The 22,533-nt window shown below is 31.2% G+C and carries 21 protein-coding genes; 12 read left to right on the forward strand and 9 right to left on the reverse strand.

Annotated elements, in window-relative coordinates; all coding sequences use genetic code 11:
* Window positions 1–485, reverse strand: a 485-nt coding sequence (locus AC34EU_RS05500) for a hypothetical protein (protein WP_487534445.1), incomplete at its 3' end; no start/stop codon positions are given.
* A 190-nt stretch (window positions 486–675) separates the two neighbouring features.
* Between AC34EU_RS05500 and AC34EU_RS05505 the strand changes: the two genes are divergently transcribed.
* Window positions 676–1,377: a ThuA domain-containing protein gene (locus AC34EU_RS05505; RefSeq protein WP_487534444.1), complete on the forward strand. Its 702-nt coding sequence runs from the start codon at window positions 676–678 to the stop codon at window positions 1,375–1,377.
* 11 nt (window positions 1,378–1,388) lie between these two features.
* Here AC34EU_RS05505 and AC34EU_RS05510 read toward each other — a convergent pair whose 3' ends face one another.
* From AC34EU_RS05510 to AC34EU_RS05525, 4 genes are read right to left on the reverse strand one after another with little or no spacing between them, the layout of a single operon-like run.
* Window positions 1,389–2,387: an NADP-dependent oxidoreductase gene (locus AC34EU_RS05510; protein WP_487534443.1), complete on the reverse strand. Its 999-nt coding sequence runs from the start codon at window positions 2,385–2,387 to the stop codon at window positions 1,389–1,391.
* Between the two features lie 5 nt (window positions 2,388–2,392).
* A complete protein-coding gene (locus AC34EU_RS05515) occupies window positions 2,393–3,277 on the reverse strand; it encodes a DUF1295 domain-containing protein (protein ID WP_487534442.1) in 885 nt (294 codons plus the stop codon).
* A gap of 45 nt (window positions 3,278–3,322) precedes the next feature.
* Entirely contained in the window at window positions 3,323–4,438 is a 1,116-nt protein-coding gene (locus AC34EU_RS05520) for a pyridoxal phosphate-dependent aminotransferase (RefSeq protein WP_487534441.1), read from the reverse strand.
* 11 nt (window positions 4,439–4,449) lie between these two features.
* Window positions 4,450–6,063: an amidohydrolase gene (locus tag AC34EU_RS05525; protein WP_487534440.1), complete on the reverse strand. Its 1,614-nt coding sequence runs from the start codon at window positions 6,061–6,063 to the stop codon at window positions 4,450–4,452.
* Between the two features lie 120 nt (window positions 6,064–6,183).
* Between AC34EU_RS05525 and AC34EU_RS05530 the strand changes: the two genes are divergently transcribed.
* Together AC34EU_RS05530 and AC34EU_RS05535 are read left to right on the forward strand one after the other, a co-directional pair.
* The gene (locus AC34EU_RS05530) at window positions 6,184–6,921 is read left to right on the forward strand and encodes a DUF6503 family protein (RefSeq protein WP_487534439.1); all 738 of its coding nucleotides are present in this window, start codon (window positions 6,184–6,186) and stop codon (window positions 6,919–6,921) included.
* A gap of 4 nt (window positions 6,922–6,925) precedes the next feature.
* Window positions 6,926–7,951, forward strand: a complete 1,026-nt coding sequence (locus AC34EU_RS05535) for a polysaccharide deacetylase family protein (RefSeq protein ID WP_487534438.1) — start codon at window positions 6,926–6,928, stop codon at window positions 7,949–7,951.
* Here the strand turns inward: AC34EU_RS05535 and AC34EU_RS05540 are convergent.
* On the reverse strand, window positions 7,948–8,556 hold the full coding sequence (locus tag AC34EU_RS05540; protein ID WP_487534437.1) for an alpha-ketoglutarate-dependent dioxygenase AlkB family protein: 609 nt from the start codon (window positions 8,554–8,556) through the stop codon (window positions 7,948–7,950). The two genes, AC34EU_RS05535 and AC34EU_RS05540, sit on opposite strands and share 4 nt — an antisense overlap.
* Window positions 8,557–8,688: 132 nt before the next feature.
* On the opposite strand from AC34EU_RS05540, the gene hutH reads away from it, so the two are divergent.
* The 7 genes from hutH to AC34EU_RS05575 all read left to right on the forward strand — a co-directional run bounded on the left by hutH (window position 8,689) and on the right by AC34EU_RS05575 (window position 16,729).
* Window positions 8,689–10,188 carry a histidine ammonia-lyase gene (hutH, locus tag AC34EU_RS05545; protein WP_487534436.1) on the forward strand — a complete coding sequence of 500 codons (1,500 nt, stop codon included), beginning with the start codon at window positions 8,689–8,691 and terminating at the stop codon, window positions 10,186–10,188.
* Window positions 10,185–12,185, forward strand: coding sequence for a urocanate hydratase (hutU, locus tag AC34EU_RS05550; protein ID WP_487534435.1), 2,001 nt, complete (start codon window positions 10,185–10,187; stop codon window positions 12,183–12,185). Before hutH ends, hutU begins: the two co-directional genes overlap by 4 nt.
* A complete protein-coding gene (hutI, locus tag AC34EU_RS05555; RefSeq protein WP_489696099.1) occupies window positions 12,182–13,426 on the forward strand; it encodes an imidazolonepropionase in 1,245 nt (414 codons plus the stop codon). Before hutU ends, hutI begins: the two co-directional genes overlap by 4 nt.
* The gene (hutG, locus tag AC34EU_RS05560; protein WP_487534433.1) at window positions 13,423–14,388 is read left to right on the forward strand and encodes a formimidoylglutamase; all 966 of its coding nucleotides are present in this window, start codon (window positions 13,423–13,425) and stop codon (window positions 14,386–14,388) included. Before hutI ends, hutG begins: the two co-directional genes overlap by 4 nt.
* A gap of 128 nt (window positions 14,389–14,516) precedes the next feature.
* Window positions 14,517–14,954, forward strand: coding sequence for a RidA family protein (locus AC34EU_RS05565; protein ID WP_487534432.1), 438 nt, complete (start codon window positions 14,517–14,519; stop codon window positions 14,952–14,954).
* A 481-nt stretch (window positions 14,955–15,435) separates the two neighbouring features.
* Window positions 15,436–15,969, forward strand: coding sequence for an NADPH-dependent FMN reductase (locus AC34EU_RS05570; RefSeq protein WP_487534431.1), 534 nt, complete (start codon window positions 15,436–15,438; stop codon window positions 15,967–15,969).
* 1 nt (window position 15,970) lies between these two features.
* Complete coding sequence (locus AC34EU_RS05575; protein WP_487534430.1) at window positions 15,971–16,729, forward strand: pirin family protein; 759 nt, start codon at window positions 15,971–15,973, stop codon at window positions 16,727–16,729.
* Here the strand turns inward: AC34EU_RS05575 and AC34EU_RS05580 are convergent.
* Window positions 16,719–17,087, reverse strand: a complete 369-nt coding sequence (locus AC34EU_RS05580; RefSeq protein WP_487534429.1) for a DoxX family protein — start codon at window positions 17,085–17,087, stop codon at window positions 16,719–16,721. The two genes, AC34EU_RS05575 and AC34EU_RS05580, sit on opposite strands and share 11 nt — an antisense overlap.
* 240 nt (window positions 17,088–17,327) lie before the next feature.
* Between AC34EU_RS05580 and AC34EU_RS05585 the strand changes: the two genes are divergently transcribed.
* Window positions 17,328–17,834, forward strand: coding sequence for a nuclear transport factor 2 family protein (locus AC34EU_RS05585; protein ID WP_487534428.1), 507 nt, complete (start codon window positions 17,328–17,330; stop codon window positions 17,832–17,834).
* Between the two features lie 71 nt (window positions 17,835–17,905).
* A complete protein-coding gene (locus AC34EU_RS05590) occupies window positions 17,906–20,143 on the forward strand; it encodes an aminotransferase class III-fold pyridoxal phosphate-dependent enzyme (protein ID WP_487534427.1) in 2,238 nt (745 codons plus the stop codon).
* On the opposite strand, the gene AC34EU_RS05595 is transcribed toward AC34EU_RS05590, so the two are convergent.
* Both AC34EU_RS05595 and AC34EU_RS05600 read right to left on the reverse strand, forming a co-directional pair.
* Complete coding sequence (locus tag AC34EU_RS05595; protein WP_487534426.1) at window positions 20,140–20,697, reverse strand: nitroreductase family protein; 558 nt, start codon at window positions 20,695–20,697, stop codon at window positions 20,140–20,142. The genes AC34EU_RS05590 and AC34EU_RS05595 overlap by 4 nt on opposite strands.
* A 12-nt stretch (window positions 20,698–20,709) precedes the next feature.
* The gene (locus tag AC34EU_RS05600) at window positions 20,710–22,524 is read right to left on the reverse strand and encodes a SulP family inorganic anion transporter (protein WP_489666674.1); all 1,815 of its coding nucleotides are present in this window, start codon (window positions 22,522–22,524) and stop codon (window positions 20,710–20,712) included.
* Window positions 22,525–22,533 lie beyond the last annotated feature (9 nt).

Genomic DNA, 22,533 nt, shown 5'->3' on the forward strand with positions numbered 1-22,533 from the left:
GAATCGGTTCCTGTGTTATTTCCTGCAGTTATATTTATTATTAATTCAAAACTATTTCCACAAGTTCCATCATTAGCATAAGTATCTAGTTTGTATCTGTCTCCTGCAGCAATACCAGAACTGAATTGAACAGTAACCACTGATCCACTTAATGATGCAGTTGCGTTTCCACCTAGGTTAGATGTTCCAATGTCAAATGAAAGATTGTCTCCATCTGCATCAGAAAATAATTCTGTCAATGGAAAATCAAATGCTTGAGTTCCAACGGGAAAATACAACTCTGGCTGAAAACTATTTACTTCTGGGCAGACATTAGTTGCGGTAGTTGTTGTACTCGTAGATTGTTGCGTCACCATGGTAAAAGATGAAACGCTAAGCTCATTCAAGTAAGAGGAACTTGTTAAGGATATTTCTATATCAGAAATTTTATCATTAGACCAAGCAAAGCTGGTTAATAGAACGAATAAATAAAGAATTTTTTTCATAGGTAGTTTTTAGTTTCCTTTTTTTGAGCATAGTGTAGCGAACTAATATAATAAAAAAAATAAAGATGACAACGCTAAATAGGTTCTTATTTGCAGAATGCAATTAGAAAATATAAATAAATTCATAACTTTATATTAATGATTAATCACATCAATATGTATACATATGATATTTAAAATAATAGCTTTAATGTTATTTCACATTGCTGTGTTTTCTCAAACAAACACTTTAGAAAAAAAAATACTTGTTTACACCCACACCAATGGGTATGTTCATAATGAGGCTATTAAACAAGGAGTTGTGTTAATTAATGAAATTGGAAAAAATAATGGTGTTAAAGTTGTTCATTCTAAAACTCAAAAAAGTTTTAAATCTGATCAATTATTGAATTACGATGCGATAATCTTTTTATGCACTACTCTTGATGTACTTGATGATTTACAGCAAGAAAAATTTATAGAGTTTATTCACGCAGGTAAAGGATTTGTTGGAATTCATGCCGCTGCAGATACAGAATACGAATGGCCATGGTATGGCAGATTAGTTGGAGCCTATTTTGCTTCTCACCCAAAAGGCACTCCCAAGGCAACAATTCATAAAACTTCCAATAACTCTTTTTTTACCGAGCACTTAGAGGAAAAATGGGCCATAGAAGACGAGTGGTACAATTATAATTTCAGAAATCTAAACATAATTCCTCTTCTTATGTTAGATGAAAAAACATATGATGGCGGTGTTAATGGATCCAATCATCCTATTACATGGTATCATGAATTTGAAGGAGGTCGATCTTTCTATACGGGCCTAGGGCATCATGGAAAAACCTATAAAGATGAACGGTTTCAAAAGCTTTTGGAAAAAGGAATACTCTATGCAATAAATGGTCTTTAGATTATTAATCTTTATATTTTCAAAATTAATTTTCCCATCTTCTCTCCAGAGAATAATCTTAAAAATGTCTCTCTAAAATTTTCTATTCCATGGTAAATATCTTCTTTATGAATTAATTTTCCTTCTTTGATCCAGCCTGCCATTTCTATCATGGCAATACTATATTTAGGAGCGAAATCAAATACAACCATCCCCTTCATAGAAGCTCTATTAACCAATAAAGACAAATAATTTTCAGGTCCTTTGATATTTGATTTTGAATTGTATTGTGAAATTGCTCCACAAATCACAACTCTTGCATTTTTTCTTAAAAATATCAATGCTGAATCTAAGATTTCACCTCCAACATTATCAAAATACACGTCAATTCCTTTAGGGCAGTACTTTTTTATTCCCTTAGCAACATTTTCATTTTTGTAATCAATAGCTCCATCAAAACCCAATTTCTCCGTTAAGTAATTACACTTGGATTTTCCACCAGCAATTCCAACAACCCTACACCCTTTGATTTTTGCAATTTGCCCAACAATACTTCCTACTGCTCCAGCAGCTCCAGAAACTAAAACAACATCTCCTTCTTTAATTTCTCCAACTTCAAGAATTCCAAAATAAGCAGTCATCCCTGGCATGCCTAAGATTCCAATGTATGAAGACAGAGAAGATCTTGAAGGATCTACTTTGTGAAAATTTTCTCCTTTTGTAATGCAAAAATTTTGGACACCCCCCCAACCAGAAAGATAATCTCCAACTTGAAATAGAGTTTTTCCTTTTGTTTTTATGACTTTTCCTACAGAACCTGCTCGCATAACATCGCCTAACTCAACTGGAGGAATGTATGATCGAGTTTGATTCATCCAACCCCTCATTGCCGGGTCTAAAGAAATATATTCTTGAGCTATTAGCATTTCACCATCATTCAATTCTTGGATTTTAGATTCAATAAGTTCCCAAGTTTCTTTATCTGGAAGTCCCACTGGTCTCTTTTTTAAAATCTGCTGTTTATTAATCATGTCTTTCATTTATTAAAAATTTTGGGAAAGAAAACGGGAGTTTTTCTTTTGTATTTTTGATAGTTTGAATCATCTCCCCATCTATTATTTGCAATTTCTTCCAACAAATTAACCCCGCTTATTTTATTTAAAAGTAAATAAACAAAAAAGGGAGTTATGCATCCCAAATATTGAAGCCCTGAAAATGTAGGAAGTGCAATTATTGTAACCCCTATCCATAAGATTAATTCTCCAAAATAATTAGGATGTCTTGATATTGACCATAAGCCAGAACTTATGAAATTTCCTTTATTTTTTAAATTGGAATTAAATCTTGTTTTTTGAATATCTGAAATTACCTCAATAAGCCATCCAATTACCCATAATGAAACTCCTGGCAGAATAAACATAAAGCTGGTTGATTCATTTGAACTTACCATAATAATAACAGGGAGTAAACAAATAAAAACCCATAAGCCTTGAAGGACCCAGGCTATCATAAATCTAAAAAAATTTGTTTTTATTTCATCAAAACGAACATCTTTTCCGCTACGTTTTACTCTTAAAAACAAAAAGGAGCTTAGTCTAATTGCCCAGAGACTAATTAAGAATAAAGGAATTAATTTAAAAGAATAAAGCAAGTCACTCTTCGTGATTAAGCTGTAGGTTAAGAATACCAAGATTAATATAAAGGTTAGTCCTCCTGTTATATCAAAATAATGTTCAGTTTTAAAGATAAATGAAGGTAAAAATATAACTATCTGAATTCCAAAAATAATACCCCAGCTTTTTAGAGTGATTGAATTCCAAAAATCAATTCCATTTGAAATATCTCCAACTAATAATGCTAATACAAAAGAAGAGGCCAGAACTAATATTAAAAAAAGTATGCTAATAAATGTATTCTTCATTTTATGAATAAAAGTCCAATATACTTAAAAAGTAACCCTTAGTAATTAACTTTCTTGATAGACTTCTTTAAGCGCAATAGTAAAAGCTTGGACTTCAGGTAAAGTTCCTACACTAATCCTACACCAATCATAGAATGGAGGAAATGGTCTTCCTATCCTAATTCCTTTGTCTAGCATTTGTTTTCCTAATTTATCAATGTGTTTTTTAGAATGGAAGAAAACAAAATTTGTGTTAGAAGGAACGTAATCCAATCCAAGGTCATCCAATGTGTCTGTGATTAATTTCCTTCCTTGTTTTATTTTGTTCAACGAAAAATCATAAAATTCTTGATCTTCTATTGCTTTATCTGCTGCTGCTATTGCTAAAACATTACTCATCGCAACAACATTTGTTCTAATTTGTTTTGCAAGATGAGGAGGGGCTATTAAATAGCCAATCCTAAGCCCTGCTAATCCATAAACTTTAGAAAAAGTTTTTGACACAACAACATTTGCTCCTTTTCTAACCAATGTATCCATTGATGGGTATTCTGGTTCCTGAATAAAATCATAGTATGCCTCATCACTAAAAATAATTGCTTTTTTACTAGCGGAAACACAAAAATCTTCCAGAGCATTTTTAGGTATAACCGTTCCTGTAGGATTATTGGGGTTACATAAGAAAATTAGCTTTGTGTTTCCATTAATTTTATTATTTATAGCATTAAGATCATAACCCTTGTCTTCTCCAACAGGGACCCAATTGATTTTAGCTCCCCATTGCTCAGCAAAAGTCATCATAGCTAGAAAGGTAGGTTGTCCTGCAATTATTTCTCCACCACCTTGGGTGAAAGTAAGACCCGTTATTTTAAGTCCTTCGGTTGAGCCACCCGTAATTATTATACTTTCAGGATCAACTCCATGTTTTTTTGCCAATTTAACGGCAAGCGCATCTGAATAAGAATAAGGATATCTACAGCCGTGATCAAAAGCTTTAATAACCGCTTTTTTAACTAGTTCTGATGGTCCATATGGGTTTTCATTTGAGCTTAACTTTATTGTTTCTAAAAATGGTCGAGGATTAAATTTTTTAATCTCCTGGTTAGAAAGCATTAATTCTGGAGCTAATAAAAGTCCTCCTAAACCAACTGAGGAACGTAGCCAATCTCGTCTACTTTGCATAATTTCTTTATTTAATTTTCTTTTGTCTTTAATGTGGGGTATGAAACACCTAGCTGTTCCAGGTAGGTGTCATACTTTGTTTCGTCAAAGTAAAACTTCTCCAAATCTTTTCTAAATCTTCCCATTATTTGAGTGTTTAACTCAATTGGAGGAGGATCAGCAGCAGTAATCATAGGTTTATACTCTGTCTCTTTTTTCTGAATATTTTCAAAATAATCATTTGCTGAAGAAAGTAAATCAGGCTTAACCAAAAAGTCTAAAATTGTCATTGCCACAACTTTAGCTCCAGCAGTTGCTCCTTTATGAGCAATTGGAGTAGCCATCGCAATTGCATTAGACCAGTGGTGTCCTTGAAGCCCTGGGATATTAGAAGGGAACCGAAGGGTAACTGTTGGAACTGTCCATGAAACATCTCCAATATCGTCTGAACCACCACTAACCATTATTTTTGATGGTTTTCCAATTGGATATAATTCCAATGCCAATCCTTTAGTGTTATTTGATTTTACCTCTTTTTGAACTGCTTTTGCAAGAGCTTGATCTTCTTCTGACCATTCGGGCAATCCAACTTCTTCAATATTTTTATACATCGTTTCCGCTATAATCTTGTTAAAATGTCTTGGCCATGCAGTACCTACGACTCTTGATGAAACTTTCGTGTCGGTCATCAATGCGGCTCCATCAGCAATATTATTAGCATCATTATACATCTTCATAATCCCTTCATATTTAACATCTCTTAAGTAATACCAAATAGATGATTTTGAAGGAACAACATTTGGCTGATCTCCAGCATCTGTAAAAATAGAATGAGATCTTTTTAAAGGATGCAGGTGTTCTCTTTTATAGTTCCAGCCGACATTCATTAGTTCTGCCGCGTCTAAAGCACTCCTTCCTCTCCATGGAGCTCCTGCTGAATGAGCAGCCTCTCCTTCAAATGTATATTCAACAGATATAAGGCCAGTTCCTCTAGCTTGTCCCCAAGAAACTCCTAGATTGCTACTTACATGGGTAAATATACACATGTCAACTCCTTTAAATAATCCATCTCTAACAAACCATGCTTTTGAAGCAACCAACTCTTCTGCTATTCCAGGCCATAAAATTAAAGTCCCTTTAATATCTGATGACTTCATTATCTTCTGAACTGCTAAAGCAGCTGTTACATTCATTGGAATTCCTGAATTATGACCCTCGCCATGACCTGGAGCTCCATCTACAATTGGTTTATGGTATGCTACTCCAGGATATTGAGATGCTTTTGGTATACAATCCACATCACTTCCTAAAGCAATAACAGGTCCCTCTCCATTAGACCACTTGGCGAACCAAGCGGTAGGAATTCCTGAAACCCCGTAAGTTATTTCAAATCCTGATGACTCTAGAATGTTAGTTAAATATTTTGAAGATTCTATTTCATGAAATCCTAATTCAGCAAAGCTAAAAATCTTATCAATCATAACTTGGGTTTGCTTATGGTTGTCATTTACAATAGAAGCAGCCTCAGTCTTATGCTTTTTTAATTTTGATTTTGAATAATTTTTTTGAGCAATTATGTTTGATGAAAGCAATAAACATATTGTCAAGTTTAAGATATTTCGAAACGAAAAATTATTTGTTGTCATTTTTTTAGATTTAAAATCATAGTTTATCTAAAAATATGAAAAAAACATGTAATCTCTGCATATTATAAAACCTCTTGTTTAAATCATAAATGGTTATTTTGCATAAAACATTAAACTTTTATGAAAAACCTATTCATAATATTCTTTTCAGGTTTGATTGTTTACTCCTCTTTTGAGGATGAAATAATGAAAACCGATTTTAATAATTTAAACCAAATTAGTGGTGAAGAATTATTAAATAAAAGTATTTCATATCATGACCCAAATAATTCCTGGAATAACTTTAATGGGGTTATGAATATTACAATGACAAGACCAGATAAGTCTCAAAGAAATAGTGAGGTTGAAATTGATATTTTAAGATCCTTTTTTAGGTCTAAAGTTATTCAAGATGAAAATACTATTGAACAAATTGTAGAAAATGATTTGTGTAAAATAACTCTGAATGGAAAATCTACTTTTTCTGAAGATGAAATAAAAAAACATAGGTTAACCTGTGATTTTGCATTAAAAATGAGAAATTATTACACGTATCTTTATGGTTTGCCAATGAAGTTAAAGGATCCAGGAACAATTATTAATCCTACAGTAACTACTAAAAATTTTAAAGGAAAGGAGTATTTAGTTTTAACGGTAGACTATGAAGAACCTGTCGGAAAAGATCGTTGGTATTTTTATTTTAACCCTAAATCATATGCACTTGAAGTTTACCAGTTTTTTCATGAAGAGAGTGAAAATGACGGTGAATATATTTTACTTTCAGAAGAAAAAGAAATAAGTGGTATTAAAATGCCAAAAATTAGATCATGGTTTTATAATGAAAAAGATAAATTTTTAGGAACAGATACCTTAAATTAATTCTATGAAAAAAAGTCCATATTTAAAAACATTATTCCTTATCATTTTTTTGGGAGTTACAATAGTAGGGAGTATTAAAATTTATTTTAACGTAAATGATATTCCTATTTATGATATTAGACTTGCATATAACTTCATGTTTAATAAAAATAAAATTTCCCAATATGAAAATTTGTCTGAACTTTTGGGATTCAATAAAGATGATAAATTATTGATCTTGCATGCTGATGACTTAGGCTTATCTGAATCCGTTAACCTAGCTTCTTTTGATGCGCTTAGTAATGGATATGTTAACTCTGCTAGTGTAATGATTCCTGCTCCTAAAACAATTGAGGTAGCTAATTATTTTAAAGACAATCCAAATGCAGATTTAGGTCTTCATCTAACATTTACTGCAGAGTGGAAAAATTATAAATGGTCAGGCATTAGTCCTAATGACTCAATTCCATCACTAATTAATAATAAAGGTGATTTTTTTGAAAAGAAAAAGACTTTTACAATAAGAGCAAATCCATTAGATGTAAAAAAAGAATTACAAGCACAAATAGATTATGCAAAATCAATTGGAATAAATCCAACCCATCTAGATAGTCATGAAGGGGCTTTGTTTTACTCACCTGAATTTTTTAAAATTTATATTGAAGTTGGAAATAAAAATAAACTACCTGTTTTTGTGCCTCAGGTCTTAGCACCTCATTTTAATAGTGACTTTTTAAAACCTAATAATTTAGTTGTAGTAAATAAAATGTATATGGCTGACAAGAATGTTTCTTTTGAAGATTGGTCAACATATTATATTGATATTCTAAATAATCTTAACCCTGGATTAAATGAAATAATTGTTCATCTTGGCTATGATGACAATGAAATGCAGGAAATTACTTCACAAAGAATTGCTTTTGGATCAAAATGGAGAAACCTAGACTATGCAGTAGTTTCAAGTCCTGAATTTAAAAAGGTGTTAACTGATAATAACATAAAATTAGTAACTTGGAAACAAATAAAAAACCTTTTGTATCCTACTAATTAGGTTATTTTTCTAAAAGTTAGGTTAATACGATCATTAATCACTCTAGAAGTTTTTGGTATTTGATGAAGCCAATTGTGTTGCATAGATCCTGACATAATTAACAAACTCCCATGCTGAAGCATGATTTTAAACCTATCAGTTTTATTTTTTTTATGTTTTAAGTGAAAAACCCTCTCTTGACCCAAACTAACTGAACCTATGACAGGATTTACACCTAACTCTTTTTCATTATCAGCATGCCAGCCATTACTATCCTTTCCATCTCTGTAGTGGTTTAGCAAGACTGTATTAAAATCATTTATTAAAATATTACTAATTTGATTTTTTAAGTATATAAGTTCAGCAGTCATAGGCTTAGATTCCATGGTAATATTGGAATAACTATATTCATTTTTATTTATACTGTGCAAAGAAGTTAACCTAGGTTGCAAATAAGTTTTTCCAAAAACCTTGATTGGATCTTGCTGCCATGGAATAGTGTTTTTTAACTTAATAAATAATTCATCAGCTTTATTTAAATTTAAAAAATTTGGGTAATAAACTAGTTCTCCATCGGGAATATTAGGATTCCATATGTTTTGAGAATTAATTAATGGTTTACTCATAAAAAAGATGTTAATTTATAATTTTACAGATTAAAACTTTGTAGTTGTACATTACAAATATTTAAAAAAATAAACATTGTTTAAAGATGTAAAAACTAAAAATTAGTTTTTACTTTAATATTCATATAAAGTATGTCAAAAACTGAAAATAATAACATATCAATAAAAGATATTTGTTTTCTTTTGGAAAATCCAGATGAAATTAAATTTAATAATTTCACAAAAAAGAGAATTATTCGAAGCTATGAGCGTGTCCAAAAAATGGCTGGAAGCGAAAAGGCAATTTATGGAATAAATACAGGTTTTGGTCCTCTTTGCACAACAAAGGTTTCACCTAAAGAAACAAAAGCTTTACAAGAGAATCTTCTGCTAAGTCATTCTGTTGGAGTGGGAAATCCTATAGACCCAGAGCTATCAAAACTAATGTTGATATGTAAAATCCAATCTTTATCTCATGGATACTCTGGAATTCGTTTAGAGGTTTTAGATCGTCTTATTTATTTTGTTAAAAATAACCTAACTCCACTCGTCCCCGAGAAAGGATCAGTGGGAGCTTCTGGAGATCTCGCTCCACTTGCTCATTTATTCCTTCCTTTAATTGGAAGTGGTTTCTTCTGGGATGGTAAAGAAAAGGTTAAAGCAATAACTGTTTTAAAGAATCATAAATTAGAACCTTTTAATTTACATGCTAAAGAGGGGCTTGCTCTTATTAATGGAACGCAGTTCATTTTAGCTCACGCTATAAAAGCAATATCAAAACTAGATTATCTAATGGATTTAGCAGATTTAATAGCTGCAATGTCATTAGAGGGGTTTCAAGGAAGTCTTACTCCTTTTAAAAAAGAACTTCATGAACTAAGACCTTTTATTGGAAACAAAAAAGTAGCTAGGCGTATAAGAGGGTTATTAAAAAACTCGCAAAACTCAGATTCTCACAAAGACTGTGATCGAGTTCAAGATCCCTACTCTATCAGGTGCACTCCTCAAGTTCATGGCGCATCAAGAAACGCATTAAGTCATGTTCAAGAATTGGTTGTTATTGAGATTAACTCAGTTACAGATAATCCAGTAATTATTGATGATAATACTGCCATATCTGGAGGTAACTTCCATGGTCAACCTTTAGCCATTGCTCTTGACTATTTAAAAATTGCAGCAGCTGAAATAGGTAATATTTCAGATAGAAGGAGTTATTTACTGTTAGAGGGGTTACATGGCTTACCAGCCATGCTTACTGAAAATCCTGGACTTAATTCAGGATTCATGATTACGCAATACACTACTGCAGCTTTAGTTTCAGAAAATAAATCACTATGCTTTCCTTCATCTGTCGATAGCATTCCCACAGGAATGGGTCAAGAAGACCATGTTTCTATGGGGAGTATTTCTGGTCGCAAATGCCTTGAAGTTATAGATAATTTGGAAAAAATTCTTGCAATTGAATTATTACATTCTGCACAAGCATTAGAATTTAGACGTCCAAATAAATTTTCTTCAGCCATTGAAAAAACACTTACTCTAGTTCGTGAAAATGTTAAAAAACTAGAACAAGACCGAATCTTAAGTACTGATATTGAAATAATAACAGGACTAATTGAAAATCAAGCTTTTAATGTATATCCAGAGTTATGACATTTAAAGAACAAATTTTACAAGGAATCCCTCAACAACTTCCTGAACTTAAATCATTTGATTCTAGCCTAAACCCAGCACCCAAAAGAAAACAAATCTTAAATCTAAAAGAGAAAAAACTAGCTATTAGGAATGCATTAAGATATTTTCCTAAAAAATGGCATAATGATCTTAGTTTAGATTTTACAAAAGAGTTAAATGAATACGGTAGGATATACATGATTCGCTTTAAACCCAAATATTCAATTCATGCTCGTCCCTTAAATGAATATCCTGCAAAAATTGATGAGGCTAAGTCAATTATGTTGATGATTCAAAACAACTTAGATGCTAATATAGCTCAACATCCACAAGAGCTTATCACTTATGGAGGAAATGGTGCAGTCTTTCAAAATTGGGCTCAATATTTATTAACTATGAAATATTTAGCTACCATGAATAAAAATCAAACACTCCATCTTTATTCTGGACACCCAATGGGATTATTTCCCTCTTCAAAAAAATCTCCAAGACTTGTGATTACAAATGGAATGATGATTCCTAATTATTCTAAGCCTGATGACTGGGAGAGATTTAACGCTTTAGGAGTTACTCAGTTTGGTCAAATGACTGCAGGGTCATTCATGTATATTGGACCTCAAGGGATAGTTCATGGAACAACCATTACCTTAATGAATGCTTTTAGGAGGGTTTTAAAAGCAAAAGAATCTGTAAAAGGAAAAATATTTCTTACTTCAGGTCTGGGCGGAATGAGTGGTGCACAGCCAAAAGCCGCAAATATAGTTGGCTGTATATCGATAACCGTAGAGGTTAACTCATCCGCTGCAAAAAAGCGATATAATCAAGGATGGGTAGATGTTCTCATATCTAATATTAATGAACTAGTAAGCTTTGTTAAGGAAGCTCAAATAATTAAAAAAACAATCTCTATTGCCTTTATAGGTAACGTTATAGAGGTTTGGGAAGCCTTTCTAAAAGAAGATATAAAAGTAACTATTGGCTCAGATCAAACATCACTTCACAACCCTTGGTCTGGCGGGTATTACCCCATAGGTATTAGCTATGAAACAGCAAATACAATGTTAAAAGATGAGCCTTTATTGTTTAAGAAAAAGGTTCAAGAATCTCTTAGGCGACATTCAAAAGCCATAAAGCTTCATGTTCAAAAAGGAACATATTTTTTTGACTATGGAAACGCATTTTTACTCGAAGCTTCTAGAGCAGGAGGAGAAGTTTTAAATGAAGATGAAACAGATTTTTGTTATCCATCATATGTTCAAGACATATTAGGGCCAATATGTTTTGATTATGGTTTTGGTCCATTTAGATGGGTATGTGCGTCAGGAGATCCTAGAGATCTTGAAGAAACTGATAAAATTGCAAAAAATGTATTATTATCTATAAAACAAAAAGCACCCAAAGAAATCCAAGGTCAATTAGATGATAACATAAAATGGATTGAAGATGCTCAAAAGAACAAACTAGTTGTCGGATCTCAAGCAAGAATTTTATATGCTGATTCACAAGGTCGAATTGAAATTGCAAAAGCTTTTAATTCTGCTATTTCAGAGGGTAAGATCGGTCCAATTATTCTTGGGAGAGATCATCATGATGTTAGTGGAACAGATTCTCCTTATAGAGAAACATCTAATATTTATGACGGAAGTAAGTTTACTGCAGATATGGCAATACATAATGTAATTGGAGATAGTTTTAGAGGCGCAACATGGGTTTCAATCCACAATGGAGGAGGAGTTGGTTGGGGTGAAGTAATAAATGGTGGTTTTGGAATGCTCCTTGATGGCTCCAAAAATTCTGAAAAAAGATTAAAAAAATTATTGTTTTTTGATGTTAATAATGGGATAGCAAGGAGAAGTTGGGCCAGAAATAAACCAGCTATTTTTGCTATAAAAAAAGAAATGCATCGATCTAAAAATCTGAATGTAATAATTCCAGAAAGCGTAGATGATAAGCTAATAGATTCTCTGTTCAAATGAAAATTCTTTTTAAAAACATCAAAGGACTTCTTCAAACTTTAAGTAAACCCAAAACTTACTTAAAAGGCTTTGAAATGAAAAAATTGTCTCAAATTAATAACGCCTATTTATTAATTAATAATGATGAAATTATTGACTTTGGTAAAATGAATTCCTGTCCTAAAATAGAGGTAGATGAAGTTGTTGATGCTAAAGGAAAGTTTATTTTACCCACCTGGTGTGATTCTCACACTCACATAGTTTATTCAGGATCAAGAGAAGAAGAATTTGTTGATAGAATTGCCGGATCCACTTATGAAGAAATAACTAAAAAGGGAGGTGGTATTTTAAATTCTGCGAAAAAACTAAAAAAAACTTCTTTTGAGCAATTATATAAAGAAAGCTCGAAACGACTTGAGGAAGTAATGAGCTTAGGGACAGGTGCAATAGAAATAAAATCAGGCTATGGCCTTGATCTTTTAGAGGAAATTAAAATGCTTGAAGTTATTGATAAATTAAAAAAGAATTATCCTGCTTCAATTCAAGCAACTTTTCTTGCAGCGCATGCAATTCCCAGTGAATACAAAAATAAAAAAAAGAAATATGTCGATCAAATTGTAAATGAGTGGATCCCTATAGTTTCAAAAAAAAATCTTGCAAAATACGTTGATGTTTTTTGTGAAAAAGGATATTTTGAAATTAAAGAAACAAAATTAATTATAGAAGCAGGTAAAAGGCATGGATTAATTCCAAAAATTCATGTTAATCAATTTAATTCTTTTGGAGGTGTTGCTCTTTGTACTGAAATGGACTCTCTTACAATTGATCATCTTGAAGTCTTAACCAATAAAGATTTGGAAGCCATTAAAAAAAGCAATACTATGCCGGTTGCATTACCTAATTGTTCGTTTTTTCTAAAAATTCCATATACCCCTGCAAGAAAAATAATTGATCAGAATATTCCATTAGTTTTAGCTTCAGACTATAATCCAGGATCAGCCCCTTCAGGAAACATGAATTTTGTAGTATCACTAGCTTGCACTAAAATGGGGATGTCTCCAGAAGAAGCTATAAATGCAGCTACCATAAACGGAGCTCATGCCATGGGCTTATCAAAGGAGCTGGGAAGTATTACAAAAGGAAAGAAAGCAAACTTCATTATAACTAAAACTATTAAATCATATTCTATGATTCCTTATGCTTTTGGATCAAACTTAATTGAAGATGTTTACATTAAAGGAAAATCCATAAATATTTCGTGAGTAGTTTAAATAAATATTATAATCCGCCAATAAGATCAGAATGGAAAGGTCGTATTTCAAATATAGCTTCTCCCAACGAATATTGGCATGAATGTATTCATCTTCATCTTGATGGTTTAAGTAATTTGAAATCAGAATTTTTTAATAGCGATATCGGTCTTTTAGGTTACGCTAGTGATGAAGGGGTTAAAAGAAATAAGGGGAGGAAAGGAGCTGTAAATGGTCCAAAAGAAATCAGAAAACAATTAGGAAAATTATCTGCTCACTTTTCTGGGAAAAAAATCACAGATTATGGGACAGTAATTAGTCATCAAGGTAACATGGAGGTTGCTCAAAGGGTTTATTCAGGTATAATAAATGAAATTATTAAATCTGGTCAATTAAGTATTGGAATTGGAGGAGGTCACGATCTAGCATATGGACATTTTTGTGGTATACATAAAGCTATTAAAAACTCTAAAATTGGAATCATAAATTTCGATGCACACTTTGATTTAAGACCACCCATAGAAAACTCAAATTCAGGCACTCCTTTTTATCAAATATTGAACGAGTTTAAAAATGATGTTAGGTATTTGGCGGTAGGTATTCAAAAATTTTCAAATCCAAACTCACTATATAAAATAGCATCTGACATTAAGGCTAATTATATATCAAATGAAGATTGCACATTAATCAATCTCAATCATATTTATAAGGTTATAGATGAATACTTTAAAGATTACAAACACCTTTATGTTAGTATAGATCTAGATGGCTTTGCTTCCTCTCATGCTCCCGGAGTTAGTGCGCCAGGTCCTTTTGGGTTTTCAACTCATTTCTTTAGATGTGTTTTTGAATATATTTTAAAAACAAAAAAAGTCGTAGCTATTGACATAGTTGAGCTTAATCCAGATTATGATGTTGACTCTATTACCGCTAAACTTGCTGCTCAAATAGTCGATATTGCTGTCACCAAATAATGATTATTTGAAAAATTTCATTTTTTTTATCTTCTTCTTGCTTAATACTAATTACATTTAGCCGACAGGAAATAGTTATACCTAGAACAATAACTGCTAATTCTAGTGTGTCTTTAAATATATTTTATATGAAAAATTTACTTTTTTGCTTTCTAATTTTAATAACTAATTTTTGTTTTAGTCAAGGTATTGAAAGGATAAACAGTCCTGAGCATATAAAAAACAACAGTCCATTTTCTGAAGCAAGCATAGTTAATGGTGTAATTTACCTTTCTGGAGAAATTGGAACTCTACCAAATGGAAAATTAATTGAGGGAGGAATTACAGCAGAGACTCGACAAATACTTGTGAATATTAAGAGCACTCTAAATCGAATGGGGTCCTCAATGGATGATGTTTTTAAATGCACCTGTATGCTTTCTGATATATCTGAGTGGGGAGAAATGAGTGCTGAATATGTTAAACATTTTAAAAAAGATAAGCTTCCAGCTAGAAGTGCTTTTGCAGGAAGTGGTTTAGCTTTAAATGCAAAATTAGAAATAGAATGTATGGCTTTAAAAAACTAAGGAAATGAAATTTTCTGATTGGTTCGGAAATATAAATAAAGTACAAGAAAGGCTTGATAAAGTTTTACAAATTTATTTGGAAGATCCTGAAGGAAATTGGATTAAATAAATCAAAAGTCAAATTAGTTTAAATGAAAGAATTAAAGCTTTTAATTATAATTACAAATAGTACAATTTTGTTTTTTTTCAGTTTTTATCTTTTAAAATGGGAGCCAACAATAATTGGAGTTTTCAAAGAGTTACTCATTCTTCCCTGTTTTTTAATTCAATTTATTTTAGCTGTTTATATATTAATTAAATTATTAACTAAAAAAATAAAATTGGGTATTTACACTCTCGTTCATTTAATTTCAACTTTGTTATTAATACTTTCTTTCAGTTATAAATAATTAAAATTAGTTACTAAAAAACAATCTTTACTTTACTGAAATTAGGTGAATAACTGAATAATCATATGTATTTTTGTTTAAAATAAATTGTGATGAGAAAAATTGTTGCTTTTGGTGCTAGTTCCTCTAAAAAATCTATCAATAAAAAATTAGCAGACTATGCAGCTAGTCAAATTAAAGATTCTAAAGTTAATTTATTAGATCTTAATGATTTTGAAATGCCTATTTACAGTATAGACTTTGAAAAAGAGAATGGTATTCCTAAACAAGCCTATCAATTCAAAAAAGAACTGAGTTCTGCCAATGGAATTATAATTTCTTTTGCAGAACACAACGGAGCTTATACAGCTGCTTTCAAAAATATATTTGATTGGATTTCAAGAATTGAAAAAATAGTTTGGTATAATAAACCCATGTTTTTAATGGCTACTTCTGATGGGTCAAGAGGAGCAATTACTGTCTTAAAAATGGCACATGATAGAATTTCAAAAGGAGGCCAGCTAGATATTCCTAGTTTCTCTCTTCCAGATTTTCTTCAAAATTTTGACTCAAAACTAGGTATAATAAATATTGATTTGAAAAATGAGTTTAATTCATGTATTAAATCATTTGAAAAAAAAATATGAGATGTCAATAGAAATCTACCCAATAAGTCTCCAGGCAAAAGGTAATTTCAATAATGGAGAAATCCTTGAAAACAAACCAATTGGTTTTCCGAGTGATGGAGGAAAATTAAAACCGTATTCTAATCTTTTCTATTGGGCACATGCTTGGACTAATTCAAAAAAAAGCACTATTGGTCTTCATCCTCATCAGGGATTTGAAATTTGCAGTTTTGTTCTAAAAGGTCAAATAAATCATTATGATACAAAGCAAAAAAAATGGATTTCGTTAAGCCAAGGTGATGTCCAAATAATTCGATCTGGAAGCGGGATATCTCATGCTGAAGAATTGATGGAAAATTCTGAGATTTTTCAAATATGGTTCGACCCAGACTTATCTAAAACACTTAACAATGAGGCTACTTATGATGATTACAAAAATGATGAGTTTGAATTAATAGAATCAGAAAATAGAATTATTAAAATTATTAAAAACTCTAATTCAAAAATGCAGATCGAGTCTTCAGAAATTATAATTAAAGAATATGATTTTAAAAAAGAACATAGAGATAATGTTTTTGATATTTTGAATGACAAAATTCATTCATTTTTTATTTTAAATGGAAATATTGAAACAAATAATCAGGAGCTTGGAAAAGGAACTTTTTTCAAAGTCTCAGATGTTAACGAACTAAAAATAAGTCTTTTATCTGACATTAAGCTTTTTGAAATAATATCACCAAAAAAGCCTAAATATCGAACTTATGCTAGCTCTATGTTTTAGAATGCCAAAAAGCTAGACCTAAAAACAATACCTGAAAAGGCGCTCTTATAATTGCAGTTTGTCTTGTTATTCCTAATGCATTTTGAGCGTCTTGGCTGTCAATCAAATAAATATTTGCAGGAAAAACAGCAAATAAAAGAATTATTAATCCCCAAGCCGAATATTTTCTATACCTAGTTAATAGTCCTATTCCAAAAATAATCTCAAAAAAACCGCTTATATAAACCGCTTCAAGTTGCCAGGGAAAGTATGTAGGCATAATGGATAGGAAATAATCTGGATTGATAAAATGATTTATTCCTGCATAAGCATAAAAAAATGCCATTAAGTATATAGTCAACTTTTTTACATATTTCATTTTCTAAAAATACATTGCTAAAGTTTATTTTTTATACAAAAAAATTAAAATTTCCCAACCTCTTTAATTAAAAACATATTATCATAAAAGCATAAACAATAATAACAAGAGTTGTTGCTGGTGAAAAATATTTTTTCATTTGTGAGAGTTAATTTCTTTAAAACTAATAATTAATTTAAACTAAATAAGGTGTTAGATGTTATTATTCAATACTTTTATAGAGAACTATAAAACATAAAAATGAAAAAATTACTACTTGTTGTTATTGCATTATTTACAATTACATGTCAAAATCCGCCCGATTTAAGTCTCTATAATCAAAACAAAGAAATTGCTGAAAAATTCATTCTTACATATCAAGCTCCTGTGAATTATGAGTTATTCGAATCTATGGTAGATGAAAATATTGTTCACCAATCTCCAATGTATGGTGCTGGAGAAGTTGGTTACAAAGAAGTCTTAGCTCAAGGTAAATTTTACATGACTGGTTTTGAAAAGGTAACTTTTACTGCTAAATGGTGGCTTCCTGGTGTTGACCCCGAAACTTTAGCTGCTGATGGAAGTGTTCGTGTATATGGTACATGGAAAGGAAATAGTATTGCTTCTGGAAAAGAATTTTCAGTAGATTCCTATCATTACTTTGGAATAAAAGATGGCAAAATTATTCAATCAGGAGATTATTTTGATGCAACAGGAATGGTTATGGCTACACAACCAGATCCCGTTGAAGAAGAAGTAGTTGAATAATTTTCAACGTTATTTATAAAACTAAAACCTCGCCAATTGGCGAGGTTTTTTGTATTTAGTATATTTAAAATATGAATAATTTATTAAAATCTTATTTTGGTATAACGCCTACTGAAATTTTAAAACTAAATGGATATGACAATACAAACTATCTAGTAAAAACAGTTGACAATAAATATATATTCAAAACATACACCGACATAAATCTTTTACCATTTTTAAAAGCTGAAACTGAAGCATTAAAATATTTAAATTCTAATAAAAGTTTTCGCTCTCCAAAGCCTATTGAGTTTTTAAATGGTGGATATGTAAAAAAGATAAACTACAAAAAGAATGAAATAATAATTCGTCTTTTATCTCACTTAGAGGGTAGTTTTATTGGAGAAATAACTTCTTCTGAACAAATAACAAAGTCGTTAGGTTTATTGTTAGCCGGGTTAAATCTAAAACTGCAATTTTGGAATAATTCGGTAATTAAAAGTAAAGAATCCAAATGGAATTTAAATTCACATTTACTATCTAAAGAATCCATAAGCCAAATAGCTGATTCTTCAGACAGAAACCTGGTTCACTACTTTTTTCAGCAATATGAGTTTGAGGTTGTTCCTATTAGTCAAAAACTTAGAAAATCAATTATTCATAATGATGCGAATGAATGGAATTTACTAGTTGAAAATAATTCAGTTAATGGTATAATAGATTTTGGAGATATTTCATATTCAGATCTAATTAATGAATTGGCAATAGCTGTTGTTTATAATTCATATCGAGAGACTGACTACTTAGGCTGGGCAGAAAAATTGATAACTTCATATAATTCGTTAATTCCTCTAGAAGAAATTGAAGTTAAGGTTCTTTATTATAAAGTTGCTTTAAGACTCTGTGTTAGTGCTTGTAATTCTGCAATGGCTAAAAATATAAATCCTGAAAATGAGTATATAACTATTAGTGAGTCAAAAATATTAAAAATGCTTAGGGGGTGGGTTAAAATAAGCCCTTATAAAGCAGAAGATTGTTTTAGAAAAGCGTGCGGTTATAAAAAATTAAAAACAACTAAAACATCTTCTTTAATCTCAAGAAGAAATGAGGTTTTTAGTTCTAATATTTCACTGAGCTATAACACTCCTGTTTTATTTAAAAAAGCTGCTTTTCAATATATGTATGACGCTCATGGAAATACATTTTTAGATGCTTATAATAATATTCCTCATGTTGGGCATTGTCATCCGAAAACAATTAAAATAGGTCAAAGTCAAATGTCAAAATTAAATACTAATACTAGGTATTTATATGATTCTCTTTATGATTATTCAGAAAAATTACTTGCTAAATTTCCCATAGGTTTAAATAAAGTTTTCTTTGTGAATTCAGGAAGTGAGGCTTCTGATTTAGCAATAAGAATTGCCAAATGGTATACTAAAAAAAACAAGCTAATGGTCGTTGAGCAGGGTTACCATGGGCACACACAAATAGGAATTGAAATAAGTGATTACAAGTTTAATAACTCAAATGGTATTGGTCAACAGGACCATATTTTAAAAATCCCTCTTCCCGATTATAAAAAAGAAATAAAGTCTATTGATGAACCAATTAATGGGTTTGATGATCAACTAAAAAGAAATAAAAATCAAATAGCTCTTTTTATCAGTGAAACTATTTTAGGGTGTGCGGGCCAAGTTCCTCTTCAAGATAATTTTTTAAAAAATATTTATTCTAAAATTAGAAATCAGGGTGGTGTTTGCATTGCAGATGAAGTCCAAACAGGTTTTGGTAGAACTGGAAATCATTTTTGGGCTTTCGAAGATCAAGGTGTAATTCCTGATATAGTAATTATAGGAAAACCAATGGCTAATGGTCACCCAATGGGGGCTGTTATAACCTCAGAAAAAATTAGTACTTCTTTTGGGGAAGGTGTTGAGTTTTTTAGCTCATTTGGAGGGAACCCTGTTTCTTGTGAAATAGCTAATAGTGTATTAGAAATTATAGATGATGAAGAGTTACAATCAAGAGCTATGGAAGTAGGGAATTACTATAAAAAAGAATTAAATAAGTTAAAAAATGATAGTTGTTTTATTGGAGATGTAAGAGGTAAGGGGCTTTTTTTAGGTATTGAAATTATAACTCTTACCGGTGAAGCTAACCCTATTCTTGCTCAAGAGATTAAAAATGGTTTAAGAAATAGGTTTATTCTTGTTGGAACAGACGGAGAGTTTAATAACGTGATTAAAACCAAACCTCCTTTATGTTTTAACAAGCAGAATGTTGATCAAGTTGTTTCAGAAATTTGTAAAATTCTTAAAAAAAATTAATAAAATCTTTCAATTTTATCCTCAAAAGCACCTGGTTTTCTTAATGCTATTTCTGCTGAGTATTTTCCCATATAGAAAAATCCAAGACATTTTTCACCTTCTAATAAAGAAATATGTTCGCCTAAATAATTCATTAATGAGGGAGAGCTCCAATATGAGCCAATACCTAAATTACTTGCCATAAGCCACATGTTTTGAACTGCCATTGAAACTGAAGCCAACTCTTCCCACTCTGGTAAAGATTCTTTTAAATCTCTCTGCATACAAATTGCAATTACAACTGAAGATTTCGTCAGCTTCTCTTTTATTTTATCATGTCTAAATTTGGAAAAATTCTCAGTTGTGTTTTCATATTTTTTAGCTAAAAAATTTCCTAATTTCTGTTTAGCGTTGTTCTTAAAAACTTTAAATCTCCAAGGTTCTGTTTTTTTATGGGTGGGTGCCCAATTAGCAGCTTCTAAAATGTTGTTTAATTCACTTTCTTTAATTGGCCTATCATTGAATTGATTTGGCATAATTGAACGCCTATTTTTAATTATCTCAAATAATTTCATGAAAAGATATTTTTAATTATAATATTTTTTCACCCAAGCAAGACTTTCATCCAAGCTGGAAAAAACTTGACTTTTTGGAATTAAGTCAGGAATAATATCGATTCTCTCGAGCATATACATCGGCTGTTCAATCAAATTGACTAATAAAACTTTTTTATTAGAAGCAACCAAGTCAACTAGCACATCTTCCATTGCATATAGTCCTGATTGATCCATGTAGGGCATTTTTTCTAGACGAATTATAATAACATCTGCCTCTTCAGGAATTTGTTTTGCTAACTGTTGAAAATCTGAAGTAGATCCAAAAAATAGTGGACCGTCAATATGTTTAATGAATACTTTTTTCGGAATATTAACCTCGTCTTGCCAAGCAGTTTCTTTTAGTAAAGAAATTGATGACTTTGCGGTTGTTAAATCTCCTATTTTTTTCATGAACATTAGGGAGGCTATAACAAGTCCAATACCAACAGCATAAACTAAATTCCAAACAGATGATAGAACTAGTACAATAAGCATAATGGCAACCTCGGTTTTGGGCATATATGGAATAGCTTTTAAACCTTTGTAGTCCATAACTCCAAATCCGACAGTAATCAAAATTCCAGCCAAAACTGCAGCTGGAATCATTGAAGCTATTGGGCCAAGAGCTAATAAAATTACAAGTAAAATCATTCCAGCTACCATTCCAGAAATTCTTGTCTTTCCTCCTGCATTAATATTTACTACTGTTCTTATTGTAGCTCCAGCCCCTGGAATACCTCCAAAAAGAGCTCCTATTGTGTTTCCTATTCCCTGACCAATCAACTCTTTATTTGGTTTGTGTTTTGTTTTTGTCATATTGTCTGCAACCACCGAAGTAAGAAGAGAGTCAATTGCGCCTAGCAATGCGAGTGTTAGGGCTGTAAATATATATGGGGAGATATTGCTCATACTATATTCAGAGAAAATTTTAAAATTTGGAATTGGTAAGCCGCTTGGAATTGTTTCAATAGTTCTGTAGTCAAGATTAAATATTATTGCAAACCCAGACATAAAGACTAAAGCGACTAAAGTACTTGGAATAGCAACAGTAATTTTTTTGAAGCCATAAATAATTATAATTGTTCCAAAGGCCAGAAAAAATTCTAAAAAATTAATATTTCCTATAGCATTAAATAAAAATCTAATGGATCCTATTACTCCAGAAGCTTCTGTCCCTGCTAAAACTTTTGATTCTCTCAATATTTGCTCTTCAGTAATACTTTGAGCTCTTCGAACAGTTTCAGTGATCTCTTCTAAAACTAAAGTTCCTTGCTTCATTTCTTCATTAATAATATTTTCAAAAATGATTTCCTCGGCTTGAGGCTTAAATTGATTTACAAATTCTATGTCCTCTTTAGGATAATAACCAATTGCTGGTGAGATTTGAGTAAGAATAATAATTACACCTATTGCTGTCATAAATCCAGAAACAACAGGATAGGGAATGTATTTTATATACTTTCCAAATCCAATTAAACCTAAGCCAATTTGCATTAATCCAGAAAGCATGAAAATAGTTAATATTGAGGGTAAAGCTTTAGAAATGTCACCATTAAAAGAAGCTATAAGACCACCAATTACAACCATACTTACTGCTGTCATAGGTGCGGTAGGTCCAGATATTTGCGTCTCAGTTCCTCCAAATAAAGCTGCAAAAAAGCTAACAAAAATAGCTCCATATAGACCTGCGCTAGGTCCTAAACCTGAGCTAACTCCAAATGCAAGAGCAAGAGGAAGAGCTACAATTCCAGCGGTTAAACCTCCAAAAATATCTCCTTTGAAATTTGAAAAATTCAATTTATTCATTATTTATTA

This window comes from Candidatus Marivariicella framensis (assembly GCF_982709265.1).